The sequence below is a fragment of the Desulfosarcina cetonica JCM 12296 genome (assembly GCF_001311845.1).
GTDB classification, from domain to species: Bacteria; Desulfobacterota; Desulfobacteria; order Desulfobacterales; family Desulfosarcinaceae; genus Desulfosarcina; species Desulfosarcina cetonica.
The window spans coordinates 1-25559 of record NZ_BBCC01000086.1; the positions used below are offsets into that span (position 1 = coordinate 1).

23 protein-coding genes and 2 pseudogenes are annotated in these 25559 nt (G+C 54.2%); 8 read left to right on the top strand and 17 right to left on the bottom strand.

Annotated features, from left to right (window positions below; translation table 11 throughout):
* Together JCM12296_RS18600 and JCM12296_RS18605 are read left to right on the top strand one after the other, a co-directional pair.
* On the top strand, positions 1–211 hold a 211-nt coding region (locus tag JCM12296_RS18600; RefSeq protein ID WP_054696399.1), incomplete at its 5' end, for a TOBE domain-containing protein.
* Complete coding sequence (locus JCM12296_RS18605) at positions 208–858, top strand: thiamine diphosphokinase (protein WP_054696403.1); 651 nt, start codon at positions 208–210, stop codon at positions 856–858. The genes JCM12296_RS18600 and JCM12296_RS18605, both read left to right, overlap by 4 nt.
* A 101-nt stretch (positions 859–959) precedes the next feature.
* On the opposite strand, the pseudogene JCM12296_RS50630 reads toward JCM12296_RS18605, so the two are convergent.
* Both JCM12296_RS50630 and JCM12296_RS18615 read right to left on the bottom strand, forming a co-directional pair.
* A pseudogene (locus JCM12296_RS50630) lies at positions 960–2188 on the bottom strand (PQQ-dependent sugar dehydrogenase).
* A gap of 65 nt (positions 2189–2253) precedes the next feature.
* Positions 2254–3381 (bottom strand): class II glutamine amidotransferase domain-containing protein, encoded by a 1128-nt coding sequence (locus tag JCM12296_RS18615; protein WP_054696463.1) that lies wholly within the window; start codon positions 3379–3381, stop codon positions 2254–2256.
* A 741-nt stretch (positions 3382–4122) separates the two neighbouring features.
* Here JCM12296_RS18615 and JCM12296_RS18620 point away from each other — a divergent pair.
* Positions 4123–5784: a glutamate synthase-related protein gene (locus JCM12296_RS18620; protein ID WP_281492065.1), complete on the top strand. Its 1662-nt coding sequence runs from the start codon at positions 4123–4125 to the stop codon at positions 5782–5784.
* Between the two features lie 91 nt (positions 5785–5875).
* Here JCM12296_RS18620 and JCM12296_RS18625 read toward each other — a convergent pair whose 3' ends face one another.
* The 11 genes and pseudogenes from JCM12296_RS18625 to JCM12296_RS18680 form a co-directional block, all read right to left on the bottom strand.
* On the bottom strand, positions 5876–6955 hold the full coding sequence (locus JCM12296_RS18625) for a helix-turn-helix domain-containing protein (protein ID WP_246804547.1): 1080 nt from the start codon (positions 6953–6955) through the stop codon (positions 5876–5878).
* 532 nt (positions 6956–7487) lie between these two features.
* Entirely contained in the window at positions 7488–8987 is a 1500-nt protein-coding gene (locus JCM12296_RS18630) for a class I adenylate-forming enzyme family protein (RefSeq protein WP_054696406.1), read from the bottom strand.
* Between the two features lie 14 nt (positions 8988–9001).
* Entirely contained in the window at positions 9002–9715 is a 714-nt protein-coding gene (locus tag JCM12296_RS18635; protein ID WP_054696409.1) for a TRAP transporter substrate-binding protein, read from the bottom strand.
* Positions 9712–10113, bottom strand: coding sequence for a hypothetical protein (locus JCM12296_RS47745; RefSeq protein ID WP_157067732.1), 402 nt, complete (start codon positions 10111–10113; stop codon positions 9712–9714). Before JCM12296_RS47745 ends, JCM12296_RS18635 begins: the two co-directional genes overlap by 4 nt.
* Positions 10113–10903 (bottom strand): annotated as a pseudogene (locus JCM12296_RS50635) (IclR family transcriptional regulator). Before JCM12296_RS50635 ends, JCM12296_RS47745 begins: the two are co-directional and overlap by 1 nt.
* Before the next feature lie 17 nt (positions 10904–10920).
* Positions 10921–12138 carry a TRAP transporter large permease gene (locus JCM12296_RS18655; RefSeq protein ID WP_054696422.1) on the bottom strand — a complete coding sequence of 406 codons (1218 nt, stop codon included), beginning with the start codon at positions 12136–12138 and terminating at the stop codon, positions 10921–10923.
* 76 nt (positions 12139–12214) lie between these two features.
* Complete coding sequence (locus tag JCM12296_RS18660) at positions 12215–12718, bottom strand: TRAP transporter small permease (RefSeq protein ID WP_083456283.1); 504 nt, start codon at positions 12716–12718, stop codon at positions 12215–12217.
* A 232-nt stretch (positions 12719–12950) separates the two neighbouring features.
* Complete coding sequence (locus JCM12296_RS18665) at positions 12951–13640, bottom strand: amino acid ABC transporter permease (RefSeq protein WP_246804550.1); 690 nt, start codon at positions 13638–13640, stop codon at positions 12951–12953.
* A complete protein-coding gene (locus JCM12296_RS18670; protein ID WP_054696428.1) occupies positions 13637–14413 on the bottom strand; it encodes an ABC transporter substrate-binding protein in 777 nt (258 codons plus the stop codon). The genes JCM12296_RS18665 and JCM12296_RS18670 overlap by 4 nt, the downstream gene beginning before the upstream one ends.
* Positions 14414–14425: 12 nt before the next feature.
* On the bottom strand, positions 14426–14944 hold the full coding sequence (locus JCM12296_RS18675; RefSeq protein ID WP_054696431.1) for a CD3072 family TudS-related putative desulfidase: 519 nt from the start codon (positions 14942–14944) through the stop codon (positions 14426–14428).
* Between the two features lie 258 nt (positions 14945–15202).
* Positions 15203–17074: a monovalent cation:proton antiporter family protein gene (locus JCM12296_RS18680; RefSeq protein WP_422698861.1), complete on the bottom strand. Its 1872-nt coding sequence runs from the start codon at positions 17072–17074 to the stop codon at positions 15203–15205.
* Between the two features lie 9 nt (positions 17075–17083).
* Between JCM12296_RS18680 and JCM12296_RS40015 the strand changes: the two genes are divergently transcribed.
* Positions 17084–17344, top strand: coding sequence for a hypothetical protein (locus JCM12296_RS40015; protein WP_172683979.1), 261 nt, complete (start codon positions 17084–17086; stop codon positions 17342–17344).
* A gap of 34 nt (positions 17345–17378) precedes the next feature.
* On the opposite strand, the gene JCM12296_RS36660 is transcribed toward JCM12296_RS40015, so the two are convergent.
* The 3 genes from JCM12296_RS36660 to dmeF form a co-directional block, all read right to left on the bottom strand.
* A complete protein-coding gene (locus JCM12296_RS36660) occupies positions 17379–17993 on the bottom strand; it encodes a PAS domain-containing protein (RefSeq protein WP_246804555.1) in 615 nt (204 codons plus the stop codon).
* Positions 17921–18238: a hypothetical protein gene (locus JCM12296_RS44930; RefSeq protein WP_054696439.1), complete on the bottom strand. Its 318-nt coding sequence runs from the start codon at positions 18236–18238 to the stop codon at positions 17921–17923. Before JCM12296_RS44930 ends, JCM12296_RS36660 begins: the two co-directional genes overlap by 73 nt.
* A gap of 89 nt (positions 18239–18327) precedes the next feature.
* Positions 18328–19902, bottom strand: a complete 1575-nt coding sequence (gene dmeF, locus JCM12296_RS42130; RefSeq protein WP_213182488.1) for a CDF family Co(II)/Ni(II) efflux transporter DmeF — start codon at positions 19900–19902, stop codon at positions 18328–18330.
* Positions 19903–20438: 536 nt separating this feature from the next.
* Between dmeF and JCM12296_RS18705 the strand changes: the two genes are divergently transcribed.
* From JCM12296_RS18705 to JCM12296_RS18720, 4 genes are all read left to right on the top strand, one after another.
* Complete coding sequence (locus JCM12296_RS18705) at positions 20439–21581, top strand: PAS domain-containing sensor histidine kinase (protein ID WP_054696442.1); 1143 nt, start codon at positions 20439–20441, stop codon at positions 21579–21581.
* Complete coding sequence (locus JCM12296_RS18710) at positions 21578–22249, top strand: response regulator transcription factor (protein WP_246804552.1); 672 nt, start codon at positions 21578–21580, stop codon at positions 22247–22249. Before JCM12296_RS18705 ends, JCM12296_RS18710 begins: the two co-directional genes overlap by 4 nt.
* A 189-nt stretch (positions 22250–22438) precedes the next feature.
* Complete coding sequence (locus JCM12296_RS18715; RefSeq protein WP_054696445.1) at positions 22439–24085, top strand: fatty acid--CoA ligase; 1647 nt, start codon at positions 22439–22441, stop codon at positions 24083–24085.
* Positions 24086–24419: 334 nt separating this feature from the next.
* Entirely contained in the window at positions 24420–25163 is a 744-nt protein-coding gene (locus JCM12296_RS18720; RefSeq protein ID WP_054696458.1) for an IclR family transcriptional regulator, read from the top strand.
* A gap of 126 nt (positions 25164–25289) precedes the next feature.
* Here JCM12296_RS18720 and JCM12296_RS18725 read toward each other — a convergent pair.
* A partial coding sequence (locus JCM12296_RS18725) for an SPOR domain-containing protein (RefSeq protein ID WP_172683982.1) occupies positions 25290–25559 on the bottom strand: 270 nt, incomplete at its 5' end.

The following is a 25559-nucleotide window of genomic DNA, read 5'->3' on the forward strand; positions in this document are numbered from 1 at the left end:
CATCCGTGGTCGGGTCGTCTCCCGCACCTTCGGCGGACAATCCTACCGCACCGGCGTGGCCCTGACCGCGGAAACACGGCTGGTCTTCCAATTGCCCAGCGAAACGCCGCCGCCCGCAATTCACGCGGCCATTACCCTTGACCTGAATCCCGCGGCCATGGCCGTTCTTCCGGAGCCACCATGGCCACCCCACCCAAAGGAAACCCAATGACCCGGGCCATCATATTTGCCAATGGCGTCATGGACGGCTGGCCCGTCGGGCTGCACCTTTCCGCCGACCAGGACCTGATCATCGCCGCCGACGGCGGGCTGCACCATTGCCGGCGCTGGCATGTGACGCCCCATGTGCTCATCGGCGACATGGACTCCGTCGACCCGCTCGAATGGGCCGCCCTTGACGACAGTGCCACCGAAATCATCCGCCACCCGGCACGCAAGGACGAAACCGATCTGGAACTGGCCCTCAAGCTGGCCATCGCCCGGGGCGCGAACGACATCGCCGTCCTGGGCGCATTGGGTGCCCGCTGGGACATGACCCTGTCCAATATCCTTCTTCTGGGGGCGGATTTTCTCACCCGCCATGCGGTACGGCTGCTGGATGACGTTTATGAACTTCTCTGCCTCAAGGGCGGCCGGCAAGTCACCCTGAGCGGCCGCAAGGGAGACCGCATCTCACTCCTGCCCCTGGCCGGCGATGCCGTCGGCGTCAGCCTCCACGGATTGGAATACCCCCTGAACAACGCCACCCTCCCCCTGGGCACGTCCCAAGGGGTGAGCAACGTCTTCACCGGTGACACCGCCCAAATCACCCTGAAAAAGGGAATGGTGTTGATTACGCTGACACGGATGGAACGGTAGAACGACTCGCGCGGTGTGGGTCAAAAGGTGCTGAATAGTAATGACAGGTGTGTTACCGTCAGCAAGTTTTGGTCTGAAATTCGGTAGATATCGGATTTTTTTTACGAATCCGTCAACTTTAGAAGACGGCCATCGGATCCGTCTTCAAGCACGTACAACGCCCCATCGGGTCCCTGTTCGACCTCTCGTATGCGTTTACCCCATTTGAAGCGTTCAGCTTCTTTGGCGGTATCCCCTACTAAATCAACACGAATAAGGGCTTTTGACACAAGTCCACCGATAAACGCACAGCCCTTCCAATCAGCAAACATATCACCGTCATAGATTACAAGACCCGACGGGGCAATGGAAGGCACCCAATACGCCCGGGGAGCTTCGAGGTCGGGACGGGTGTTATGATCGGGTATCGGTATACCCGAGTAGTGATCGCCGTTCGACACGATCGGCCAGCCATAATTTTTACCGGCGACAATCACATTCAACTCATCACCGTGACGCGGGCCCATCTCATGGACCCATAAACGTCCGTCAGCATCAAAATCGATGCCCAGCATGTTGCGGTGACCAATGGACCAAAATTGTCTGGCCATCCCTCCGTGATCCTGCCACGGATTGTCATCGGGTACCGTTCCGTTGTCGTTTAAACGCAGGACCTTACCCAGATTGCCACTAACATCCTGGCTGGCGCCATTTTCTGGCGCTCTCCGGAAGTGATGAACATTTTACCGTCAGGACCGAACGCGATACGATGGCTGTAATGCCCTTTTCCGGTAACTTTTGGATCCTGAACCCACAGCCTTTCCACGGATGCGAGCTTGAGCGGGCTTTTCTTCATATCGAGCCGTGCACGGACCACCACCGCACCGGTTGTGGTTTTATTATCCCCGAATTCAGCATAAGACAAATAGACCCAGGAATTGCGCTCAAAATCAGGATGCAGCACCACATCGCCCAAGCCGCCTTGGCCACCATAGGCGACGTTCCACATACCCTGCACTTCTGTCTTCAATCCGTCGTTGGTAACATGCCACAAGACCCGTCTCTTCTCGGTCACCAAAAGTGTGCCATCGGGCAGGAACGTCATCGCCCAAGGCTCGTCGAATGTAGCCACCCGCGCGGCCACAAGTTCAGCACCCTTCGTCCCTTTAACCGTAAGGGTTTCGGCTGAAACCGGTACGGCAAGGGTAAAGATAATCAGCAAGATGAAAATTATTCGCATCTGTACGCTTCCTTTTTCTGTTTTTCTGAATAAATAACCCAAGGAAATATCAGTATTAAAGTATGGTGCTGAATGAACACTGTCAATCCGTCCACTTCCCATGCATAGCATTTCTAAATCAACCGTGAACGCACGCTGATTTAAGGCTAAAGCCGAGTTAGGCTGGCGGAAAGATACTATTTTGCTATAACGGGGGCGGTTTGATGCAAGATGTCGGCACGCTGACGGTCCGGGGCGACCATGGCGGTGTCCAGGTGCATGGGCTGAAAGTCTTTCGATTTGTCCCTTTGTGGAAGGATGGCGTCAAGACCGCATATTTCCGATGAGAAGACGAAGGTGCCATTGGTACTGCCGATGACACCGGGCCTGAGTTTCTTGCGATCCTGAACCATGAACAAGGTGGTATCCGGAAGGCAGCCGATGACGCAGTTGGGACCGTCGGTAATCAGATTGCGGCAAGTATACTTCAAATGCCTGAGAAAAAAACTGTCCGGATGTGCCCGCATGTCCGCATCGGACAAGGGGGTGATTCCGTGCTTGTAGCAACCCAGTCCCAATCCTAAACGGCCGACGATGTAATGAAGGCTGTGGGTGAACACCTCCGAATCCGACAGATACCCCTGATACCCCAAGACGCCTCTCGACATGAGGAAATCACGGTTCTGGGAAAAGGCCGTATTCTCACCATTGGTCATTGTGGAAAAGCCTTCCAGGAAGAAGGGATGGCAGGCGTACAGGTCGATCTCATGGTTGGTGTTCTGCCGTCCCTGCAACATGACCACGCGGGCCATCAGATCCTTTCGATCCAGTTGCAAATAGTCGGCAACCGCTGCCGGATCACCCACCTCCTTGATCATAATCGTATCCGGCCATAATGAGAAGACCACCATATCTTTTTCCGCCTCGCCCATATCGCGCAGGCAGAGTCGGATGGGCGCCAATTGATCGAGCCGCTCCTGGTTCGTCATCTCTTCCCATTGCGTGGGGTAGTCGTAGGCCCGAACGAGGTAAACGTCCCTTTTGGGAACCATCGGCGGTACGGGGCGCCGTGGCTTGAAGGTAATCTTGTATTTTGTGGTGAACCCCTTGTCCATCATGAACCGGTCCAGCCGCTTGAGGCCTTTCGAGGAAAAAATGCCGCTCAAGACGGGAATATCCGCCATTGCGGCAAATGGGCCGCCCAAGTCGCGAAGCAGGAGCCCCACTCCGGATCCGTCGTAGCCTTCACCCATGACAGCAAGCCCCTCCACGGCCGTTTGCGGTGAAACATACGCATTGCTCGTAATGGCAAGTAGTCGGCACATGATTCCCTCCAGAATTGCGGTCATCGGGCGAAAGCGCGTTCCGGTGCGGCCCATCCATTCCCCGGTGCCCATGGCGACCTGCTTACAACGCGCGGCTTTTAGCCCGTGCGCCTGTTTGCAAACCCAGATTCATTAATCCAGAAGTTATTTTCATGCTTAAAATGAATTTATAGCATCTAAAATTAGTATAACTAAATGTCAATAAAAATTGTTTTGATAATAATATACCGCGATAAATCATAAAAATCGACTCTCTGTGGGCGATCAATAAAGATGCAAACAATCCAATATATATTTAAATAAGTTCAAATCCACTGATCCTGAGAGTGTGAAAGATCGAGGAAAATTGTATTTATTAAAACTAAAAATTATAACTAAATTTTAGTTGACAAAAATTAAGCTAAACTGTAGTAAGCTATTCCAGTTTTTGCGGAAGCATATCTAAAAAGTATGGATCCAATCACCTGACCGCTTACAATGGCGTGAGCGGCGGCTGGACGGTTAGCCATACGAACGCCTTTTCCATCGTCTTTTTGTCACTAGCGGGTTTCACTGAAACGCAGGGGACCCCTGCGGGCAGATGGCGGTAAAAGGCGCTTTGGGGTAACCGGACACGTAGACAACGGCGTCTGACATCGGTCGGCCACGGCCTATCGATGGGACGCCGTTTTTTTTTTATGGAAAAGAAAAGGGAATGCCGTCTGAAACAAAAGACCAACTTTGCGAAGAAAGGAACAGGCCATGCTATCGATGAGATTTTCCAAGAAGAATGATGCGCTGGGAACGGCAAACCGTGGCAATCCGACCGAGTCCAGCCTGTGTACCCTGTGCCGCGCCGACTGCACGGGCAAATGCGAAACCTGGCTTTCCAGCCTGGTGGGGCGAAAACTGCTTTACCCCAGAAGTTTCGGTATCGTTACCTCCGGGGCTGACAACACAACCCACGTTGGGGTCTCCTATAATTCTCTTCGAATCCAGGGGTATGCTTACGGCGCCCACGGCATGGCCGGCGGATTGACCGACAATGCCGATGATTGCATCTTTCCAAACGTCACGCTGGAGACCCAATTCGGCAACGCGGTGAAAACCAAGGCCCGCCTTCCCCTCATGACCGGCGCCCTGGGTTCCACCTTCATCGCCGCGAAGTATTGGGATTCCTTTGCCATCGGCGGCGCGCTGGTCGGCATTCCCGTGGTTATCGGTGAGAATGTCGTGGGTGTGGATCGGGATTCGGAAATCGCATCGGGCCCCGAACGAAAAGGCAAGATCAAGAAAGCCCCGGAACTGGAGCGGCGCATCGACAGCTATTTCCGTTACTATAATGGTTATGGCGCCATCATTGTGCAACTCAACGTAGAAGATACGCGAAACGGCGTCGCCGAGTTCGTGGCAGACAAATACGGCGACAAGGTGATCATCGAACTCAAATGGGGCCAGGGCGCCAAGGACATCGGCGGCGAAATCCAGGTGAAAAGCCTCGACTATGCCATTTTCCTCAAAGAGCGGGGCTATGTCGTGGATCCGGATCCGACCATCCCTGAAGTGCAAGAGGCGTTCGAAAACGGTTCCATCAAATCTTTCGCCCGGCACAGTCGCCTGGGCGCGACCAATTTGAAATCCGTGGAACAGGTGCGAGAGGATTTCATGAGCAGCGTGGAATACTTGCGCAGCCTAGGCTTTTCCCGCATCACCTTGAAAACCGGCTCATATGGCATGGAAGAGCTCGCCATGGCAATCAAGTTCGCCACGGATGCAGGAATGGACCTGCTCACCATCGACGGTTCGGGCGGCGGAACGGGCATGAGCCCGTGGAACATGATGCAAAGCTGGGGGGTGCCCTCCATCACCCTGCACAGCAAGGCGTATGAATATGCCAGCATCCTGGCGGCCAAGGGTCTCAAGGTCGTGGACATGTCCTTTGCCGGTGGATTTGCTCTGGAAGACAGCATATACAAGGGGCTGGCGCTCGGCGCACCGTTCACCAAGTTGATCTGCATGGGCCGCGGCATCATGATTCCCGGATTCGTTGGAACCAATATTGAAGGGGCGCTCTTCCCGGAGAAGCGTGGCGATTTGCACGGGAATTGGAATGAACTGCCCAAGTCGGTTCTCGAGGTGGGCTCCACCGCCAAGGAGATCTTTGCCTGCTACTTCGACGTTGAGAAAATTGTTGGCAAGGATGAGATGAAGAATATCCCCTATGGGGCGATCGCCTTCTACACCATGGCCGACAAACTTTACTGCGGAATGCAACAATTGCTCGCGGGTTCGCGCAAATTCTCCGTCACCCAACTGACCCGGGGCGACATTTTTGCCGGCAACCGGGAAACGGCCAGGGAAACCGGGATCCGCCACATGGCCGATGCAAATGATGAAAGTGCCAAAAAGATTCTCAATTCATAGGAACGTAGGTGTCCGATGACGTGTTGGCCGCCCGTCACGCCGGTGGCGGGCGGCGCCTTGCGCATTCGGTCCGAAAAATCCGGCAACCTTATTACTTCTTGATTTTGATCCAGAGCAATTTGGCCGTTTTCTCGCCAATGTTTTTCCATTGGGATGGCAGCTCCGAGACCAGATAGATCACTTCCCCCTCGTCAGCCCGGTACATGCGGTTGCCCACCTTCAACTCCAGACTGCCGCTGAGCACATAGCCCATCTCCTCTCCCTTGTGGATAAAGAAATGAGAGGGAAGCTTTCTGCCGGCCGGAATTTCGATGATATACGGTTCGGCAGCAGCATCGAAATCAGGGGGACAAAGACGGTAGCCACTCACGTCCTGGCGGGGCAGGTCGGATAGGCTGGTGGGAATTCCCGCTCCGGAAAAGACCAAGCGATCGGCAACCGCTGTTTGTCCTTTGAAGAAACCGGCAACATCCACATTCAGCACGTTGGCGATTTTGCAGATCGCCGGTATGGATGGGTAGATGGTACCACTTTCGATCTGGGAAATGGTGCTGGGGGAAACGCCGACGGAAGCCGCCAGATTCTTTTGGGAAATCCCTTGTCGGTTCCGGATCTGTTTCACCCGTCCGCCGATGTCGATGGTGCCGCCCTTGCCCGTCTCCATTTCAAAGGCCACATCCATGCCGTCGTTCCAATAGATCAGTGGCACATTCAAAGTGTCCGGTTTTCGACGATCCGCCTTTAAAATGGTCAGGGCCGACTTGCCCCGGCTAATGGACAATTCGATGGCCACTTGAGCGATTTGGTTGATACTGGCTCGAAGCCGTTCGGTGTGCGCCCCCTTCTCCATGATCCAGTATGCGATGGTGTCCAGTTCATACAATCGCGGACAGGCTCGGGAATAAAACCTTAAGATGGCCTCTTCTCCGCCCCACAACGCCTGCATTCCGGTAAGGGAGTCAAATACGAACCGAACATCCCCCTTCAGGGTTGCATGGAGGCGGTAAATGGCGTCGGCCACCACATCCGGATTGGCCGCATCGTTGATCCGGACGATCTGAAAGGGCCAATGGGCCCCATCCTTTTCATAGAATTTGCTGAACACCTCGCTGCCATCACCTTTTCCGTGAGTAAAACAGTCCAAGATGGACAGGTACTGGCTTTCGGCCAAGGGGCCTAAATTTTCGATGAGGGTCTTGGGGGAACGGTCGAAGGAGATGTAGATAAGGGGTTTTTCGTGGTTTAGGGATTCCTGGATGAAATTAAGGCAAAAAGTCGCCGCCAGCTTCCCGCGTCGTCATACCAGACAACGTTATCGCCGATGTACAATCCCCCCAGCTGTCGATCCAGCTGGCTGACACCTGTTGTCATGCGTGTTTTTTTTCGAAACATAGAAATGATACCATGGATCCAATGGATAGGTCCCAATTGCCTTTTCCCATCCACGCTCAATCCTATCCCAATGGGAATCGCAAATCGGGCCTTCCGTTGTCGTCACGAACAATTCCTATCACAGACAGATGGCAAAAGGCAAAAAGGGAATGTACAGCTCTTTGATTTCGCTCGTTAAATTTTAAAAAGCGCCGATTTCGGTTGCCGAAAACCAACATCCAAAAGGAAAAGCGGCTATAATCAGCCGCTTTTCTCACGCTCGATCAGGTCGACAAAAAGTCAATCAAGCCGCCAACGCCAATGCATCGACATCAACGTTTCGGCTTAACATAGGCATCGCGGATCTCACGTTTCAACAACTTGCCGGCACTGCTTTTCGGCAGCGCCTCGACTTCGATAAATGCCTTGGGCACTTTATAACTGGCCAGGCGCGCCTTCATATAGGCCTTTAAAACCGCCCCGTCGATATGCTGCCCCGGCTGGGGGATAATATAAGCCGTAACGCGCTCTCCGTATTCGGCATCGGGCATGCCCACCACGGCACATTCCAAAACTTCAGGACAAGTATAGAGCACCTCTTCGACTTCACGGGAATAGACGTTCTCCCCTCCGGTGATGATCATGTCTTTGAGCCGATCCACAATGAACAGATACCCCTCCTCATCAAAGACACCGATGTCGCCGGTACGATACCAATCTCCCCAAAAGGCGGCCCGGGTCTCTTCGGGATGATTCAAATACCCCTTGGTGATATTCGGACCGCAAACACAGACTTCGCCCTTCTCTCCCTGGGGAAGGGCATTGCCGTTCATATCGCGGATTTCCACTTCGACGATGTTTGCCACCGTTCCCACGGAGCCCACCTTATGGCGGTAGAAATGGTTGTAGGTCACCATGGCGGCGCTCTCCGTCATGCCGTAGGACTCAAAAATATTGAGGCCGGTTTTTTCTTTCCATGCCTGCACGACCTCCAGCGCCATGCTGGCGGCCGCAGAGAAGCAATAGCGGATGGAAGCGAACTTCTCTTTCAGGTCCGGCAGCCCCAGCAATCGGATGTAAATCGTGGGGACGGCGTAAAACTTGGTGATTTTGTATCTTGTAAGTGCGTCCAATACCCGATCCAGGTCAAAGGCCGGCTGGAGGATGGTGGCCCCGCAACTGTATAGCGTGGCGTTCATGATATGGACCTGGCCAAACACATGGTTCAGTGGCAAAAAGCACAGGGCGCGGTCATGGATGGTACACCGCTCATAATGGGCGGTATTGAAGATGGAGGACTTCATGTTTTGATGGGAGAGCATCGCCCCCTTGGGACTTCCAGTGGTCCCGCCGGTGTATAAAATGGCGGCCGTGTCGTCGCGATGGCGGTTGACCGTGGTAAATTGCCGGTCACCTTTTTCAAGCAGCGAGGGGAAAGACATGTCGCCGTTATCGCAAATCACCAAGGATAAGTCGGATTCGGCCCGATGATCTTCCAGATCACCCCGTTTGTCATCACTGGTAAACACTATTTTAGGTCGGCAATCGGCCATTATTTTGGTCAGTTCATCCTTTTTCAGCAAATAGGAAAAAGTGACCGCCACGGCACCGGCCTTGATGGCGGCATAATAGATGACCACCCAGGCGTAGGAATTGGGCGCACACAGCGCCACATGGTCGCCAGGCGCAAGGCCCAGCGCCACCATGGCTGAGGCGGCCTTGTTCACGTCCTGGTGAATCCGGGAAAAACTGGTGGTGATGTCGCCTTCGATGATGGCGGGATGATCAGGAAAATAGCGTGCGTTTTTATCCAGCATGTCGGCAAAGTTCATCGATCATCTTCCTTCTATTCCAACCCGAGAAATTGCAGTGCGCCGTCAAGGATGGGTTTGCCGTCAACACCTCTGCTTTTCATCTGATCAATCCATTTCCCCCTCAATGGCATGGTCTCGGCATGCAGTTTCTGCTTATCCGCATCCGATAGTTTTATTATCTCGATGCCTTTCTGGATGGCCCGTTCCTTAAATGGAATCTCCGCCGCATCATAGGCTTTTCCGCACCAGGTGGACATGACCAGACCGCTGTTCTCATCAATGACTTTTTTCACATCTTCCGGCAGGCTTTCATATTTTCGTTTATTCATCAGGACCGTCATCGTGACGGTGTAGAAATCGGCGATGGTGGTGTATTTGACCAGGTCATCCAGTTTGAATATCCCCAATCCCTCAAATGGAACCACGGTACCGTCGACGACGCCTCTTTCCAGGGATGTGTAAGTATCGGTAATGGGCATTTCCACCGGTATGGAACCGAAGTTTTTCAATGCCTCGGTCACCCAGGGGCTGGCGGTGCGAATTTTAAGCCCTTTAAAATCCGCTATCGTGCGAATGGGTTTTTTGGTCGTATGAAAATGACCTGCCGGATGGCAGAACAGGGCCAGCACCTTGTACTTGCTGTATTCCTTCTGGAATGCCGGGAATTTCTCATATGTTTTCCACATGGCTTCGGAGGCGATCTGGGCAGAAGGGGTCATGAACGGAAGTTCAAACAGGGAGGTCACCGGAAAACGTCCGGGTGAATAGTCGTGCAGCAGATAGACGATGTCGCAATGCCGGATTCCGCCAGGACGTATTGGTCGCCGGGTTTACCCAGGGCGCCCCCCGGAAACATGGTAACCGTGACCTGGCCGTTGGTCAGTTCGTTGATTTTCTTTCCCCAAGGCTCAAAAACCTTTTTCTGCATGGTGTGCATCGGAGAAAAACTATGCGAAAATTTCAGATCGATGCCTGCGGCAAGGGCTGCTTGAGAAATAAAAACCAAAAACGTGCAGACAATGACGTACTTGAAAACGGACGTTGCGGTTGGTTTTTGCATGGCATGAATCTCCTCTTTGTTATTTTTGCATCCAGTTGCCACTTGACGGGAATGCGCCGACGCACTTCCCCCTTGCGACACCATTATCGCCCGGAGTCTTCTCTGAAGCCCATATCAAACGAAATCCGACCGGCCATTTTTGTCACCTGAGGGGCATATTCATCGATCAGTTTGGCTCTGGACACCCGTGCCGTCGGAACCAACACCGTCAAGGCGGAAAGGACTTCTCCATCCTTTCCCCGCAGTGGGGCAGCGACAGCACTCAAGCCATCCGTGTCTTCGTCGATGGCGATGGCGAATCCGCGTTTTCTGACCTTGGAGAGCTCCGCCTTAAAGGCTTTGAGTGAGACGATGGTGTTGTCCGTGGATTTCTCGAAAGTCAACTTGCCCAGCAAAATATCGGCCTCGGCCTGGGGCAGAAAGGCGAGCATGGCCTTGCCGGAAGCGTGGCATGAAACCGGATGCTTACCCCCGCGCCCGTATTGACATTCAGGACCTGCTGGGTCTTGATGGATTCGATCAAGATCACCTGGGTGCCGGAAAAAACGGCCAGGGCCACGACCTCGTTGATTTTGCGACTGAGTTCCCGCATGTATGGGTTAGCAATCCGCTTCAGCTCCAGGTTGTCAACGACGGCAAAGGAAAGCGTGATCATTTCCGGGCCGATTTTAAACTTTTTGGTGCGATGATCGCGGTCCAGCAGTCCCATATCCTGTAGGGTATAGGTCAGCCGCTGAATGGTGCTGACGCTCAAGTTACATTTTTTGGACAGCTCGGAAAGGCTCAATGGCTTTCCACTTTTGCAAACGATGGAGAGCAAATTAAAGCCACGGCTCAAGGATTCAACAAATTGTCTCGAACTTGGCATATCCATCCTTTCTCGGGCTGAAATTACATCCGATTGGGGATATACGTCGCGATCTCGGGAAAAATCGTAATCAGTACAATGGCCGCGATCCCGGCCATCATGAACGGCCAGATTCCGCGGAACACGGTCCCCATGGGGACGTTCGGGGCCGCCGCCTTGAGTACAAACACGTTCAGTCCGACGGGCGGCGTGATCAAACCGATTTCAAGGACGATGACCATCAGCACGCCGAACCAGATCGGGTCGAAGTGTAACGCCTCGACCACCGGAAAAATGATCGGAACGGTCAGGATCATAATGGCATACGCGTCCATGACGCAGCCCAAAACAACGAAGATCAGGACAATGGCGGTGAGGATGAAAAAGCGGTTGACTTCCAGTCCGGCGATCAGATCGGCCAATTCCATGGGGATCCGCGCAATGCCCAGAAAAGAGGAAAAGATATTCGCGCCGATGATGATCAGAAAGATCATGGCGGTGGTCCGGCCGGTTTCCAAAAGGGCATTCACCAGGCCCCGGAAGGTCAGTTTCTTTTTCAGCAGGGCAAACACGAAGGCCCCGAAAGCACCGATTCCGGCCGCTTCGGTGGGGGTAAACCAGCCAAGGTAGATCCCGCCCATGACCAGTCCGAACAACAACATCATGCCCCATGTTCCGGCAAGGGACTTGAACTTCTGGGACCAGGAAGTGGAGGGCCCGCATGGACCGAAGTCGGGATTGATCCAGCAGCGCAGCCAGATGACCGCCAAGAACGTGCACGAGAGCAAAGCGCCTGGAAGAATGCCGGCCATAAACAGCTTGCCGATGGACTGTTCGGTCAAGATGCCGTAAAGCACAAAACCGATGCTGGGCGGAATAAGAATCCCCAGTGTACCGCCGGCGGCGACACAACCGGTGGATAACCGCGGGTCATAATTGTATTTGTCCATTTCCGGTATGGCCACCATGCCCATGGTCGCGCCGGTGGCCAGAGAGGATCCGCAGATGGCGGCAAACCCGGAACAGGCCAAAATGGTTGCCATGGCCAGGCCGCCGCGGAAATGGCCGAACCAGGAATAGACGGATTTGTAAATATCGCTGCTGATGCCGGAGATGAAGGAAAACTGGCCCATCAGCACAAACAGGGGAATCACGCTCAGGGTGTAGGACGATCCTTCCGCCAGGGGCGTAATGCCGAGAATGCTTGCGCCGGCCGAAAACCCGACAATCGCGCTCAGCCCGAGAAATCCGATCAGTGCCATGCAATGCCGATATACATCCGCATGGCCAACAACAAAAACATCAATAAAATTCCGATTACCCCTATCAGTTGCGGACTCAACGGTCGTCTCCCTTCTGCTTGGCACCAAACAGGCCGATCAGGTCTCTTAGATACTCAATGCTCAACGCAACGCAACCCAACACCACAAAGAAGGCAAATGGATACTTGATGATTCCGAGATTCGAGGTGGCCTCTCCGAATGCTTTTATTTCCAGTGCCCTGATGAACCCTCGGTAGGCAATCAGGAGCATGAACAGCAAACAGACCAAATGGTTGAACACTTCGATGATCTTGCGCAACCGTCCGGGGAAATGATCGAAGATCAGGTCGACGGCCACGTGGCTTTTGTTCGCCTGGCTATGGGCCAGAAGGGAAAATATCAAAATCAGGACCAGAAACTCGGTCAACTCGAAGGCACCGAGAACGGGCTTGTTGAAGAAATACCGCCCCACCACATCCACCGTGGTGAGCAACATCATCGCCATCAGCGCGATCGCTCCCAGATAAGCCAGATTCCGACTGATAAATTCCATTTTCTTGTACAGGTCCGTCATTCTCATGATTGGGTCGCCCTATAGTGGTCTCCATATAAAAAATATCGCTCTGCGGTATTATATTATTGCTAAGCAATATCTATATCGCCGCGCCACTGCCGTCAAGAAAAAAATGAATGGCAATCATTTTCCAACGAATCAATATAATTTTAATGGAATGGCGTTAGGGGGGGGGGGCGTTTGGCAATTTTGCGTAGCCAGACGGGCAACTTTTTGATGATCCGTTCAATTGCGAACCTTAACGGCCATATCTTCCGATAATTTCAAATCGCGCTTCAAGGCGTTTAGACAATCGCGATACGGCGTAGATCATCCCGAAATAAATGGCTCCGACAATCAGATAGACCTCGAATGCACGGAATGTTCGCGTATAAATCAATTGGCTAACGCGTGTGAGTTCCGTAATCGCTAAAACAGATACAAGTGAGGAGTCTTTGAGTAAAGCTGAGAAGGAATTGACCAAGGGGGGCAATGCGACCCGAATCGACTGGGGGAGGATTACATGCACCATCGATTGATACCAGGTAAGCCCCAAAGAAGCGGCGGCATCCTGCTGTCCTTTCTCCACCGAATAAAGTGCGCCACGTATGATTTCAGAAATATACGCGCCACCGTTCAGCCCCAGGCCGATCACGCCGGCAGTGTAATTGTTCATATTCAAACCGATGGAGGGCAATCCATAATAGATAAAGAACAGCTGAATCAAAAGCGGCGTGCCCCTGAAGAGTTCAACGTAGGGGCCCAAAAAGATCCGTGCCTTTGGGGATTCGGCCCTGGCAATACCGACTGAAAGCCCGATCAGCAGGGCAAATAGAAAGGACGTTAACGAGACAAGAACCGTTGCCTTCAAGCCCTCCCCCAAAAGGGGAAGGGCATTGAAAAGAATGTCAATCCTGAAATCAAGCATGGCATTCAACGTTGTGATCAATCAATTTTGAGCCAACGATCGTGAATTTGTTGATAAGTTCCATCGCCCTTGATCTTTGCCAAGGCATCGTTTAACTGCGAGGTTAGTGAATCAGCCCCTTTTGGCAGGACCATGACGATTTCGGCTTCCGAGAGTGGGGTCCCGACAACTTTATAGGAAGGATCCGTTTTAATCTGGTTAACCGCGTATGCATAACCCACCAAAACGGCGTCCACGCGTTTGAATTTGAGGTCCGTAAAAGCCTCGGGATTATAATTGTAACGCTTAATTTCCTTGAACATGCCCTTCATTTTATCAGCAATTTGCTCACTGCCGGAACCGAGTTGAACCCCGATTCTCCTATCCTTCAAATCGGCCCTGTCTTTGATAACGGTTTCATCTTTACGAACAACGATAACGTCGGGGAGGGTGTAGTAAACATCGCTAAAATTGACATTTTCACTGCGGGTTTCTGATTTTGACATACAGGTGATCAGAACATCATAATCGCCTTTTTTCAGGCCGCCCAATAATCCTTGCCACTCAGCATCAATGAATTTGGCCTTAACGCCCATTTGATCTGCAAGCGCTTTTCCCAAGGCGATGTCAAAACCTTCCAATTCTCCATTCTTTTCGTTTTTCGATTCAAAAGGTGGATATTGAGCACATAATCCAACGACAAGCTCGCCTTTGTTTTTGACCTTATCAAATGTGCCGTCGGCCCAGGAAAAGCCATGCAAAACCATCAATAATCCGACGATAGTCCCCACAATGATTTTCTTTTTCAGCGCCATTTCTTCTCCTTTTCATTTGGGTTGTGTCTCGCTAATCGCCAACAGCTCCGGTTGGAGTCCAATCTGATTTAACATTGCAACCAATTCCTCAATAAAAACGCCTTGCCCGGAAATATAACGCAATGCTTTCACCTGGCCAGCAATGTTATTCTGTGAGCAAATCTCACCGCCGGTGTAACCCGCGCACGTCATTGTCACACCACAATTGGGGCTGCCATTCATCCCCACAATGCCGACGAATTCGTAGCCCGCCTGAAACATCGCCTGAATCTGAACAAGTGGATATTCCAGGATTTTCCGGCAATGTGCACGAAAATTCGGGTGATCGTATTGTTCCCAGGTCATTCCCCACCGGTTGATACCCAAATATGACAATTCCGGACATGGCAACTGGAACAATCCGCATCCGGACTGAATATAGGTGGATATGGCATCAAAAAAAACACCACCGACCGAGGCTAAAGGGTAGATCTTTGCATTCGCATTCAATGCGCAATGACAGGTAACCAACACGCTTTTACTTCTTTTCATTGTCTCAAAACCCTGCAAAAGTGGCTACGTCTCAATTAGGTACGACGACGAATTATTGAGCGCTTCCCATGGCTCATCACTGGGCTTCTCAATTACTATGGTGAACAACAACCTGTAAAATAGAATATTCAGATGTATACTCTCACCATTATTGGAACTTCCAATATTCGATCGAAAACCACGCATGCGCATTGTCAAGGGTCAAGGGAATGGGCGAATCCTGAAAAAGAATCGGCCCGCCAGCAAATTCTCCCAGATCTAACCTGAAGCCAGGATAGAGAAGTTATCCCGGCTTTCCACGCCGCCGATAATGGCCACAAGGTCTTCCGGCAAGAGAATAAAATCCGCGTCGGGATTGGCCTTCAACTGCCCGTTTCTGACAACGCCGACGATTGACGCACCGGTCTTTTTACGGATCTCGCTCTCACCGATGGATCGGTTCGCGACAGCGCTTCTGGGCGGCAGACGAATCCATTGCAGGTCAAATTGCAATTCAGCGCTGCGGAGCTGGGACAGGACCCGATAATCTTCATCCTTGTCAAATAAATCCGCATATAATCGCTGTCTGACAATATCCGTGTGACGCTGCACCTCGGTTGGCGGGATATTGAAATGAAGAAGTGACTGGCGCGTCATCTCGAGGCTGGCCTCGAATTCGGGCAAGACGACTTCCGATACCCCCAGCGCCTTTAGATGCGCCAATGCGTCTGGTCCGTCGCTTCGTGCAACGGTTATTATATCTCCGTTGAGTTCTTTCGCTTGATGAATGATCGGCATGGCGTTAACCAGGCCGGGAATGGTCATTACCATCAGTTTGGCAGCCGTGATATCAGCGGCCTTCAGCACGATTTCCTGGTTGGCATCACCGTAAACAACAGGCATCCCGGCCTTTTTGATCTGCTCGAACCGGCGATGATCGTTTTCGATGATGGCAAAGGGGATGTTCAGGTGTTTCAAGACGTGGGCGATTTGAAAGCCTATCCGGCCGCCCCCGATCACAACAACGTGGCCGATGTATCCTTCTTCGGAAATGTTTGAGGATTCCAGCGCCTCATGACGAAACCAACGTTTTTTCAATGCGTACAAACGCGCCGTCTGGCCTGATACCAGCGGGGTGAGCACCATGCTGAGAATCGCTGCGGTCAGGATCAGGTTGTAAAGCTCATTGTCGATGGAGCCGGTGGACACGCCAATCCTGGCCAAGACAAAAGAAAACTCGCCGATTTGGAACAGACCAAGGCCAATGGCCAGCGGGATGACATTACGATACTTGAAAACCCATGCGATCGAACTGAAGATAAGCCCTTTGCCAACGCCAACCACCAAAACCAGAATAAGAATTTCCTTTTCATGCTTGAACAGAAATGCCGGATCAAAGAGCATTCCCACGGAGGTAAAAAACAACAGCCCGAAAATATCGCGCAGCGGAATAATATCACTCAGGGCCTGATGGCCATAATCCGATTCGCTCAGCACCATGCCGGCCACGAAAGCGCCAAAAGCAAATGAAAGACCGACCAGCTGGGTGATATAGCCAATTCCCAGACCGATGGCGGTAATCGCCAATAAAAAAAGTTCCCGGGATCCCAATCCGGCGATATAGGCCATCAATGCCGGCAGCAATTTGGTTCCCAACAGCACCATGCCGGCCAGAAACAATCCGGCCTTGAGTGCGGCAAAGCCCAACGCCGGAATTCCCAATGCCGGATCGTTGAGTTGGGGAAGGATGATCATCAGGGGGACCACCGCCAAATCCTGGACAATCAACATCCCTATCATCACCTTGCTGGAGAGGGTTCCCAACCAGCCCTGATTCATCAGTGTTTTGAGAAGAACCATTGTGCTGGAAAGGGATATGAGGGCCCCAAGCCATAGCGATGGTTTCCAATCCCACCCCATGAGCTGTCCGATGCCGAACCCCAGACCGATGGTCAGAATCATTTGGATCGGTGTTCCCACCAGGGCTACCATCTTAACGGGTTTTAGATCCTTGAGAGAAAATTCAAGGCCTAAAGCGAAAAGCAGAAGCGCGATCCCTATTTCGGCAAGCAGTTCAATCTCGTGGATATTTGAAACGGTCAAACCGCCGGTATGCGGTCCCAGGACGATTCCGGCGGCAATGTAACCCAAGATAATCGGTTGTCCGATGCGCTGAAGCAGCAGGCCGCAAAAAAACGCGGCGACGATCAGAAGAATGATATCGGTAGCGAGCCCCATATTATTTCAACTCTTTGTTTTTATGGTTTATTTCGTGAACAGCAACAGGAAACTGGGTTCCGTATTTTACCAAACAACCCGCATCATAGAAAGATGATTCCAACAATTACAGTTATTTTCAGCCGTTACAAAATGGTGCCGGAAGGCCCCTGTCCGGCATGCTGGAAGACGAAAAAGACGTAATACCGAAGGGATAATATGAAGGAAGGATTCCGATTCAGCGGCCCTCGGAAGCTTTGCCCAGGTCGATGATTTTGGTGCGCTCACCATAGTCCATGGTTTCATAGCGGGTAATGCTGTGCAGTTTGTCGGTAATGCTGCGCATGCGTTCGATTTGGGGAGAGAGTTTATCCAAATAGGTTGTTGTGGTGTGACCCTCGAGGGTCATGGTTAAGAGTTCGATATAACCGGAAAGGGTCTGAAGTGGCTGATTGAGTTCATGGCACACCGTTCCGGCGATTTCCAGCACGCCCTCCAACTTCTCCTTGCGCGCACGATCCCGGGCCGCGCGGTTCTTCTCGGTCAGGTCGGCCAGTACCACCACGCTGCCGCTGGGCTTTCCCTCACAATCCATCACCGGCGCCATGCTGAAGAGAAAATCGCGCCGCTCGCCATCGGCACACTGCACCTTGGTCTCGAAGCTGTGAAAACCGGCTTTCTCGAACATGCGGCGCTCTTCGCGCTGGTAGGTAGCGGCAAGGTCGGCCGGAATCTGCTCGGTCAGTTCCTGGGGATGGCGGCCGATAATGCGATCCCGGGTCAGGCCGAGGATTTGCTTGGCAAATACCTTGTTGCACCCCTGGTAGATACCCTTCCCATCCTTGAAATAGATCGGTTGGCAATAGTGTTGATCAGGGTATCCATGAGCTCGAGAAAGCAGCGCAGCTTCTCTTCGGTCTGCTCCCAGTGGGTCTGGTTCAGCGAATGCACCGCCTCCCGGCGATGGAGTTCCTCTCGGGTTTCCAAGAGTTCGTTTCTCAGGGACTGGGTCTGTCGGTACTGGCGTCCGTATCGGTAGAATTCCAAACCAGCCAGAAACAGGACGAGTGTCATCGGGAGCCAAAATGTAATGATCAATCGATGTGTTCTCCTTGTGCGTGGCCGGGAAGCCGTCGTTCGCGTCACCCGACAAGCCGATCCGAAGACGGCTCCCGGCAGCAGGCCGGTCAGGGATCGATACGGGTGCCCAGCACTTCGAGGAATTTGGCCAGCCATTGGGGATGGGCCGGCCAGGCCGGGGCGGTAACCAGGTTGCCGTCCACATGGGCCTGATCCACGGCGATATCCATGAAGGTGCCGCCGGCGATGCCGACATCCGGCCCCACGGCCGGATAGGCCGAGCAGCTTTTTCCCGCCAGCACACCGGCGGCGGCCAGGAGCTGAGCCCCATGGCAAATGGCGGCGATGGGTTTGCCGGCCTTGGCAAAATGACGCACCATGTCCAGCACCCGGGTGTTGAGCCGGATATATTCCGGCGCCCGCCCCCCAGGAATGACCAGGGCATCGTATTCCTCAACCTGTATATCGTCGAACGTGGCGTTCAGGGCGAAATTGTGGCCCGGCTTTTCACTGTAGGTCTGGTCACCCTCGAAGTCGTGCACGGCTGTGCGGATCGTCTCACCGGCCTTCTTGTCCGGGCAGACCGCGTGCACGGTGTGACCCACCATGGTCAGTGCCTGAAATGGGACCATGGTTTCGTAGTCTTCGGCATAATCACCCACCAACATAAGAATTTTTTTTGCAGACATGATTTCCTCCTTTTGATGACTGGATCGCGTTCGGACCGGAATGACCTCCACGGTGACGTGGACCAGTTTTAAATCGGCGGGTATCAACCGTTTATAGGCCTCCGGTGTTTCGGGATGTTCCGCAGACAGGGCGACAATAGCGGCATGGATGCCCGGCCCTACGGACCACAGGTGCAGGTCGATGACTCGGCTGTTACTGTTCTTCTCGATGCTGTCGATCACCCGGCGGCAAACCGGGGCAGATGCCTGCCGGTCCAACAGTACATGGCTGGTCGTTCGCAATAGCGCGAATGACCAGTGCGAAACCAAGGCTGCCCCAACGATGCCCATGAGCGGATCCATCCAGTGCAGGTCGAAGTACTTGGCCGCCAGCAGGGCAACAATGGCCAGCAGTGAGGTCAGCGCGTCGGCCAACACATGCAGATAGGCCGATCGCAGGTTATGGTCGGGGTGGCCCGGGTGAGCATGCCCCTTCTCATCATCATGGTGATGATGAGAAGGGGTATGCCCGTGCGAAGGGCCGTGGTGATGGGCTGCCTTGTGATCAAGAATGACCATGGAGAGACCGTTGACCACCAAACCGATCACGGCAACGAGAATCGCCTGGTTGAAGGCGATGGCCACGGGGTTGAACAGGCGGATGACACTTTCCACGGCCATCATCATGGCAAACACGGCCAAGAGCACCGCACCGGAGAAACCGCCCAGGGCATTCACCTTGCCCGTGCCGAAACTGTAGCGTTCGTCATGCGCATGGTTGCGGGCGTAAATATAGGCAAAGACGGTAATGGTAAGGGCTGCCGTATGGGAAGCCATGTGCAGACCATCGGCCAAAAGGGCCATGGATCCGAAAAGGATGCCGGTACCGATCTCTACCACCATCATGACGGCGGTAATGACGATCACGATCAGGGTACGAACCTCTCCGGGCTGTTTTTTCTCCTGGCCGAAACTGTGGTTGTGGTTCAAATCGCTGGTGTGGGTATTCATCATGGTCTGTTGTCGGGTGGGATGTTCAAAAAAAGCGGCTATGCTTGTCTTTCCAACCATCGCGGCTACAGAATGGATCAAAGTCGTCCATTCGTCAATGCTTGACGGGCGCGTGGAAAATAATTTGCCGGGGGATGCTGACGATCTTCCTGGAAGACCCCGACCACCGGACGGCCCTGGAACACGTGCGTGCCGTACCGGCGCCCAAGGGGCTGCGCGAAAAGAGGATGGTATTCTCCTGACGGTGGCGATTCCGGCACGGTGCTTTCCCTTGACAGCGCAGGGTGCTTGAACCTACTGTCATACCAGGGTTCAGCACCATCCTTGACGGACTCGTGAAAAGCCCGATATCGGCGTTACGCGTATCCTTCGTCACTGCGGCGTACGCTAAGTACGCCTCATTCCTCAGGATTCGCAAGCCTTGATCTCGGGCTTTTCACGAATCCGTCGGAAATGCGACTTCTAAAGGTTTCCCCGCGAGGGGTAGGCTGCTTTTTACGAATTCACCATCCTTGCGTCTGCAAAACCAACGAGATCCTATGCCGAATCTTCACTGTTTTCGTCGCTCACCGGCCGATCGGCGCCTGCTGCGACACGCACGGGCGCTTCAGCGGTCCCGCGACCATTGGTGCCGGAAGGCCAAAACCCTGTGCGACGCCATGGCGCGCTACGAAACGATTTTCAAGAACAGCGGCACGGCGACGATCCTCATCGAGGAGGATTTCACCATTTCGGCCATCAACGACGGCTTTGCCCGCCTGATGGGCATGCTTCCCGAAGAAATCGAGGGACGCATTCAGTGGACAACGTTCATTCACCCCGACGATCTTCCCCGTATGAAACAATACCATATCTCCCGCCGGATCGACCCGGATGCGGCCCCGCGCAAGTACGAGTTCTGCATCCGTTCCCGGGACAAGGGATATCGCGAGGTGGCGATCAGCATCGATATGGTACCGGGCACCACCCAGAGCATCGCCTCCATGGTGGATGTCACCGATACCCGCCGTCTGGAACGGGAGGTGATCGCCGTGGGGGAACGGGAGCGCCGCCGCATCGGGCGTGACTTGCATGACGATCTGGGATCCCACCTGAGTGGCGTGGAGATGCTCAGCAAGGTGTTGGAACAGAAGATCGCCGCCTGCTCGCCGGCCGCCTCCCGGGAGATGGCGACCATCCGCATGCTGATCAGCGAAGCCACCGAAAAGATTCGACGCCTCGCCCAAGGGCTCTATCCGGTGCACATCGTCGAGCATGGCCTCGAAGCGGCCATGGAGGCCCTGGTCGACGAAGTTGCCGAGGTCTTTGACATCGTCCTGGAAATCGCCTTCGATCCGGCTGTAGAGGCCTTGGATCATACCGCCGCCACGCATCTGTACTATATCGTCCGCGAAGCCGTTTTCAATGCCGCCCGCCACGGCCGGCCCAGCCGGCTCGGCGTGACCATCCAGCGCAGCGGCGACCGTTTTCGGGCCATCGTGCAGGACAACGGCCACTGGCGGGAGAAATCGCCCACGGAAAGGGACTTCGGCGGGATGGGGTTGCACACCATGGCCTATCGGGCCAGGGCCATGGGCGCCACCCTGACCATCGACACCGACACGGATGGTACCCGGGTGACCCTGAGCGGCAGCCTGAACGAGGCGGCCGGAGGCCCGACTGACCAAGGAAATCTCCGGTGAAAGCATCGCCCGACATTCGCGTTTTGATCGTCGACGACCATCCCATCTTCCGCATGGGCTTGGAAGCACTGATCAATCAGGAACCCGATCTGCAGGTCTGCGCCGTGGCCGAAAGCCTGTCCCGGGCCCGGGCGGCGGTTGCCGCGGCCGCGCCCGACATGGTAATTGTCGACATCTCCCTGGATGGTGACAACGGACTGGACCTGGTCCGCGAAATCAGCGCCAGTCAGCATCCCCTGCCAATCCTGGTGCTTTCCATGCATGCCGAATCGGTCTGGGCCGAACGGGCCATTCGGGCCGGCGCACGGGGATACCTGATGAAAAAGGCCGTGTCCGAATCGGTGATCCAGGCCATCCGCGCCATTCTCCAGGGGCACATCCATCTGAGTGAAACGGCCGCCACCAGTCTTCTGGGGCGGTTCCGTCTGGGCGCCCAGGCCGCCGACCAGCCATCGGTGAATACCCTCACCGACCGGGAATTGGAGGTCTTCCGGCTGCTGGGGTCGGGACTCTCCACCCGGGACATCGCCTCGCGCCTGGGGTTGAGCATCAAAACCATCGGAACCTACCGGGACCGCATCAAGGACAAGTTGGGTATTCCAACCACCGCCGACCTGGTTCGCCGAGCCGTGTTGTGGATGGAGAAATCCCATTTCGATGACGCCTAACGGCCGTTCTCGCCATCTGGCAAGGCACCCGCTTGATTGTAGGCCAATCGCCTACACCCCGGCCATCCCCTGGCCTTCTCCAAAAACCGGCCGCGGCCGATTTATCCGCACCGGCGTTGATTGTATACTGCTTGTCAGGAACCGACCCGCGGTTACGACAATGTATCCACAACAACAAGGAGGTATGCCATGCCCGTCAGACTCATCCCCCAAACCCCCTCGGCCTACGATTTTCCCCTGTTGATCAAAAATATCCTGCGCACGCCACTGATCTATTACCCCGATCGCGAGATTCTCTACCGGGATAAAATGAAGTACACCTACGTCGACCTGAACCGCCGGGTCCAGCAGTTGGCCAACCTGCTTTCATCAATGGGGGTCAACCCAGGCGATACGGTGGCCATGATGGACTGGGACAGTCACCGCTACCTGGAGTGCTTCTTCGCCGTTCCCATGATGGGCGCTGTGCTGCACACCATCAATATTCGCCTTTCACCGGATCAACTGATCTACACGATCAACCATGCCAAGGATGACGTGATTCTGGTCAACGCCGATTTTCTACCGCTCCTGGAATCGGTCAAGGACCAGATGGAAACGGTGAAAAAAATCATTCTCATCAACGATGGCGACACCGATCCGCAAACCCCGCTGTCCCTGATCGGCGAATACGAAGCGCTGTTGGCCGAAGCCTCGCCATCCTATGATTTCCCCGACTTCGATGAAAACGCCATGGCCACCACCTTTTACACCACCGGCACCACCGGCCTTCCCAAAGGCGTTTATTTCAGCCATCGGCAGATCGTCCTGCATACCTACGGCTTCATGTCCGGGGCATGCGCTTACGAATCCCAGGCCAGGATCAGCTCGGCCGACGTTTACATGCCCATGACCCCCATGTTCCACGTGCATGCCTGGGGCATGCCCTATCTGTGCACCCTGCTGGGCACCCGTCAAGTCTACCCGGGCAAATACGAACCGGCCGTGCTGTTGCGGCTGATCGACACGGAAAAAGTCACTTTCTCCCACTGCGTGCCCACCATCATTCACATGCTGATTAACAGCCCGGAGATCGATCAGGTGGATCTCTCGCGCTGGAAAGTCATCATCGGCGGCAGTGCCCTTTCCCAGGGGCTGTGCCAGGCGGCCCTGCAAAGAGGCATCAACATTTATAGTGCCTACGGCATGAGTGAAACCTGCCCCCTGCTGACCATCGCCAATCTGAAATCCCACATGGCCGATTGGGATATCGACCGCCAGGTGGAAATCCGCTGCCGTACCGGCCTGCCCGTTCCCAATGTGCTGCTGGAGGTGGTGGATCCCGAAGGCACGCCCGTCCCCCATGACGGCAAGAGCGTCGGCGAGGTCGTCGTGCGCGCCCCCTGGCTGACCCAGGGGTATGTGGATGATGCTGAAAAAAGCGAGGCGTTGTGGGAAAGGGGTTGGCTACACACCGGCGATATCGGTTTCATCGATGCGGAAGGCTACCTGCAGATCACCGATCGGATCAAGGACGTGATCAAGACCGGCGGCGAGTGGATCTCGTCACTGGAACTGGAAAGTGTCATCAGCCGCCATCCGGCGGTGAGCGAGGCGGCGGTCATCGGTGTTCCCGACCCCAAATGGGTCGAGCGGCCCCTGGCCCTGGTGGTTCTCAAGCCGGGCTTGCAGACCGCTGTCAGCCCCGAGGAGCTGAAGGCCTTTTTTGCCCAACATGCCGACGAAGGTGTGATTCCCCGCTATGGGGTGCCCGACCGCGTGGAAATTGTCGAAAGTATCGCCAAAACCAGCGTGGGCAAAATCAACAAGAAACAGTTGCGCGTGGAATACAAATAAAAAAAGAGGGGGAGACGGGCACCCGGTCTGGCGAAACGCCGGGATGTCAGCCGCCCCCTTTCGCATTTTGGAGACGCCGTGGATAGCCGCGCAACGGGTCGAAAAGCGTTCATTGAGATGAATAATTTCTTAAGTTTTGATCTGGCCGAAATGGTTTAACAAAAGTGTAACACATTTAAAATTATCGGATCCGAAAGATATTGGGGTGCTTGACTTTTATTCAACCGGTCGATATTCTATCCAGCATAATGAACTACCATTAGAAATCGACATCCATGCAAAAAAATCCTCGTTTTCCGACCCATCATCGTCCCCGGGATACAAGGCACCGGCGGTGCACAAGGCGTTTCAGATTCTGAAAACCGTTGCGCAGTCATCCGAGAGTCTGGGTCTCGTGCAGCTATCGGAGCTGCTGGGCTACAGCAAAAGCACGACACACGGGCTCGTGCACGCCCTGCTCCGCGAAGGTGTTCTCACCCAGGGGCTTTCGGGTCGCAAACTTTTTCTGGGCCCCATGATTGCGGAACTGATGTTCTCTACCTGGGATCAGGAAAAAGTGCTGAAACTGGCCCAGCCGATCCTCGACGAAATCCGTGACACGGTCAACGAAACGGTGATCCTGGGCGCCCGCATTCGTCACCGGGTCCTGATTATCTCCATCGCCGAGGCCTTCGACTCACTGAAGATCTCGGTGCCCATCGGTTCGACCATCCCGTTGATTGCCGGTGCCGTGGGCAAGGCCCTGCTCGCCACGGAACGTCCCGAATTGGTTGGCACGCTGATTCAAAAATATGGCCTGCGCACCTACACACCGCGTTCGATCACCGACATCGGTGCGTATATGGCGGAATTGGAACGGGTTCGCCAGCAAGGCGTGGCGATCGATATCGAGGAGTACCTGTCGGGCATCAAAGCCGTGGCCGTGGCGCTCGGCAACCTGCAGGGGCTTCCCATCGCCATCTGGGTGGTGGGCATGTCGGCCAATATCGACGATGACAAACTCGCCGCCATCGCAACGATCACCAAGACCCAGGCGGAACACCTTCGCCAGATTGTCGATCACGCTTCCTTCAACTAAGCGGGTTCCCGTCCCGTCAGGCATCTCTGCGGCTGGCCGGGTTGAAGCGGCGATCGTCTGTTTTTCGCTGCTCGAAAAAAAAGGATGCATAACGGCCCCGGACGGATCCGGGTTACCTGTCGTTAATCACGGCAGGTCCGGGCGTTTGTAGTTGGCGACATAGTAATCGCCGATAATCTGGCGATTCTTCAACGCCTCTCCGTAAGCCAAGGCCTCATCCTTGGTTTTAAAATGGGACACCCGTACCTGAAACCAGGTTTTATTCCCGCTGGTGGCGCGTGTCCAATAGGCATCCAGCCCCTGCTCCTTCAGCTGATCCACAAAGCGCCGGCCATCCGATTCTTTCAGATAGGCGGCCACCTGCAGGGTGAACGGATCGGTGACCACCGGCGCGGG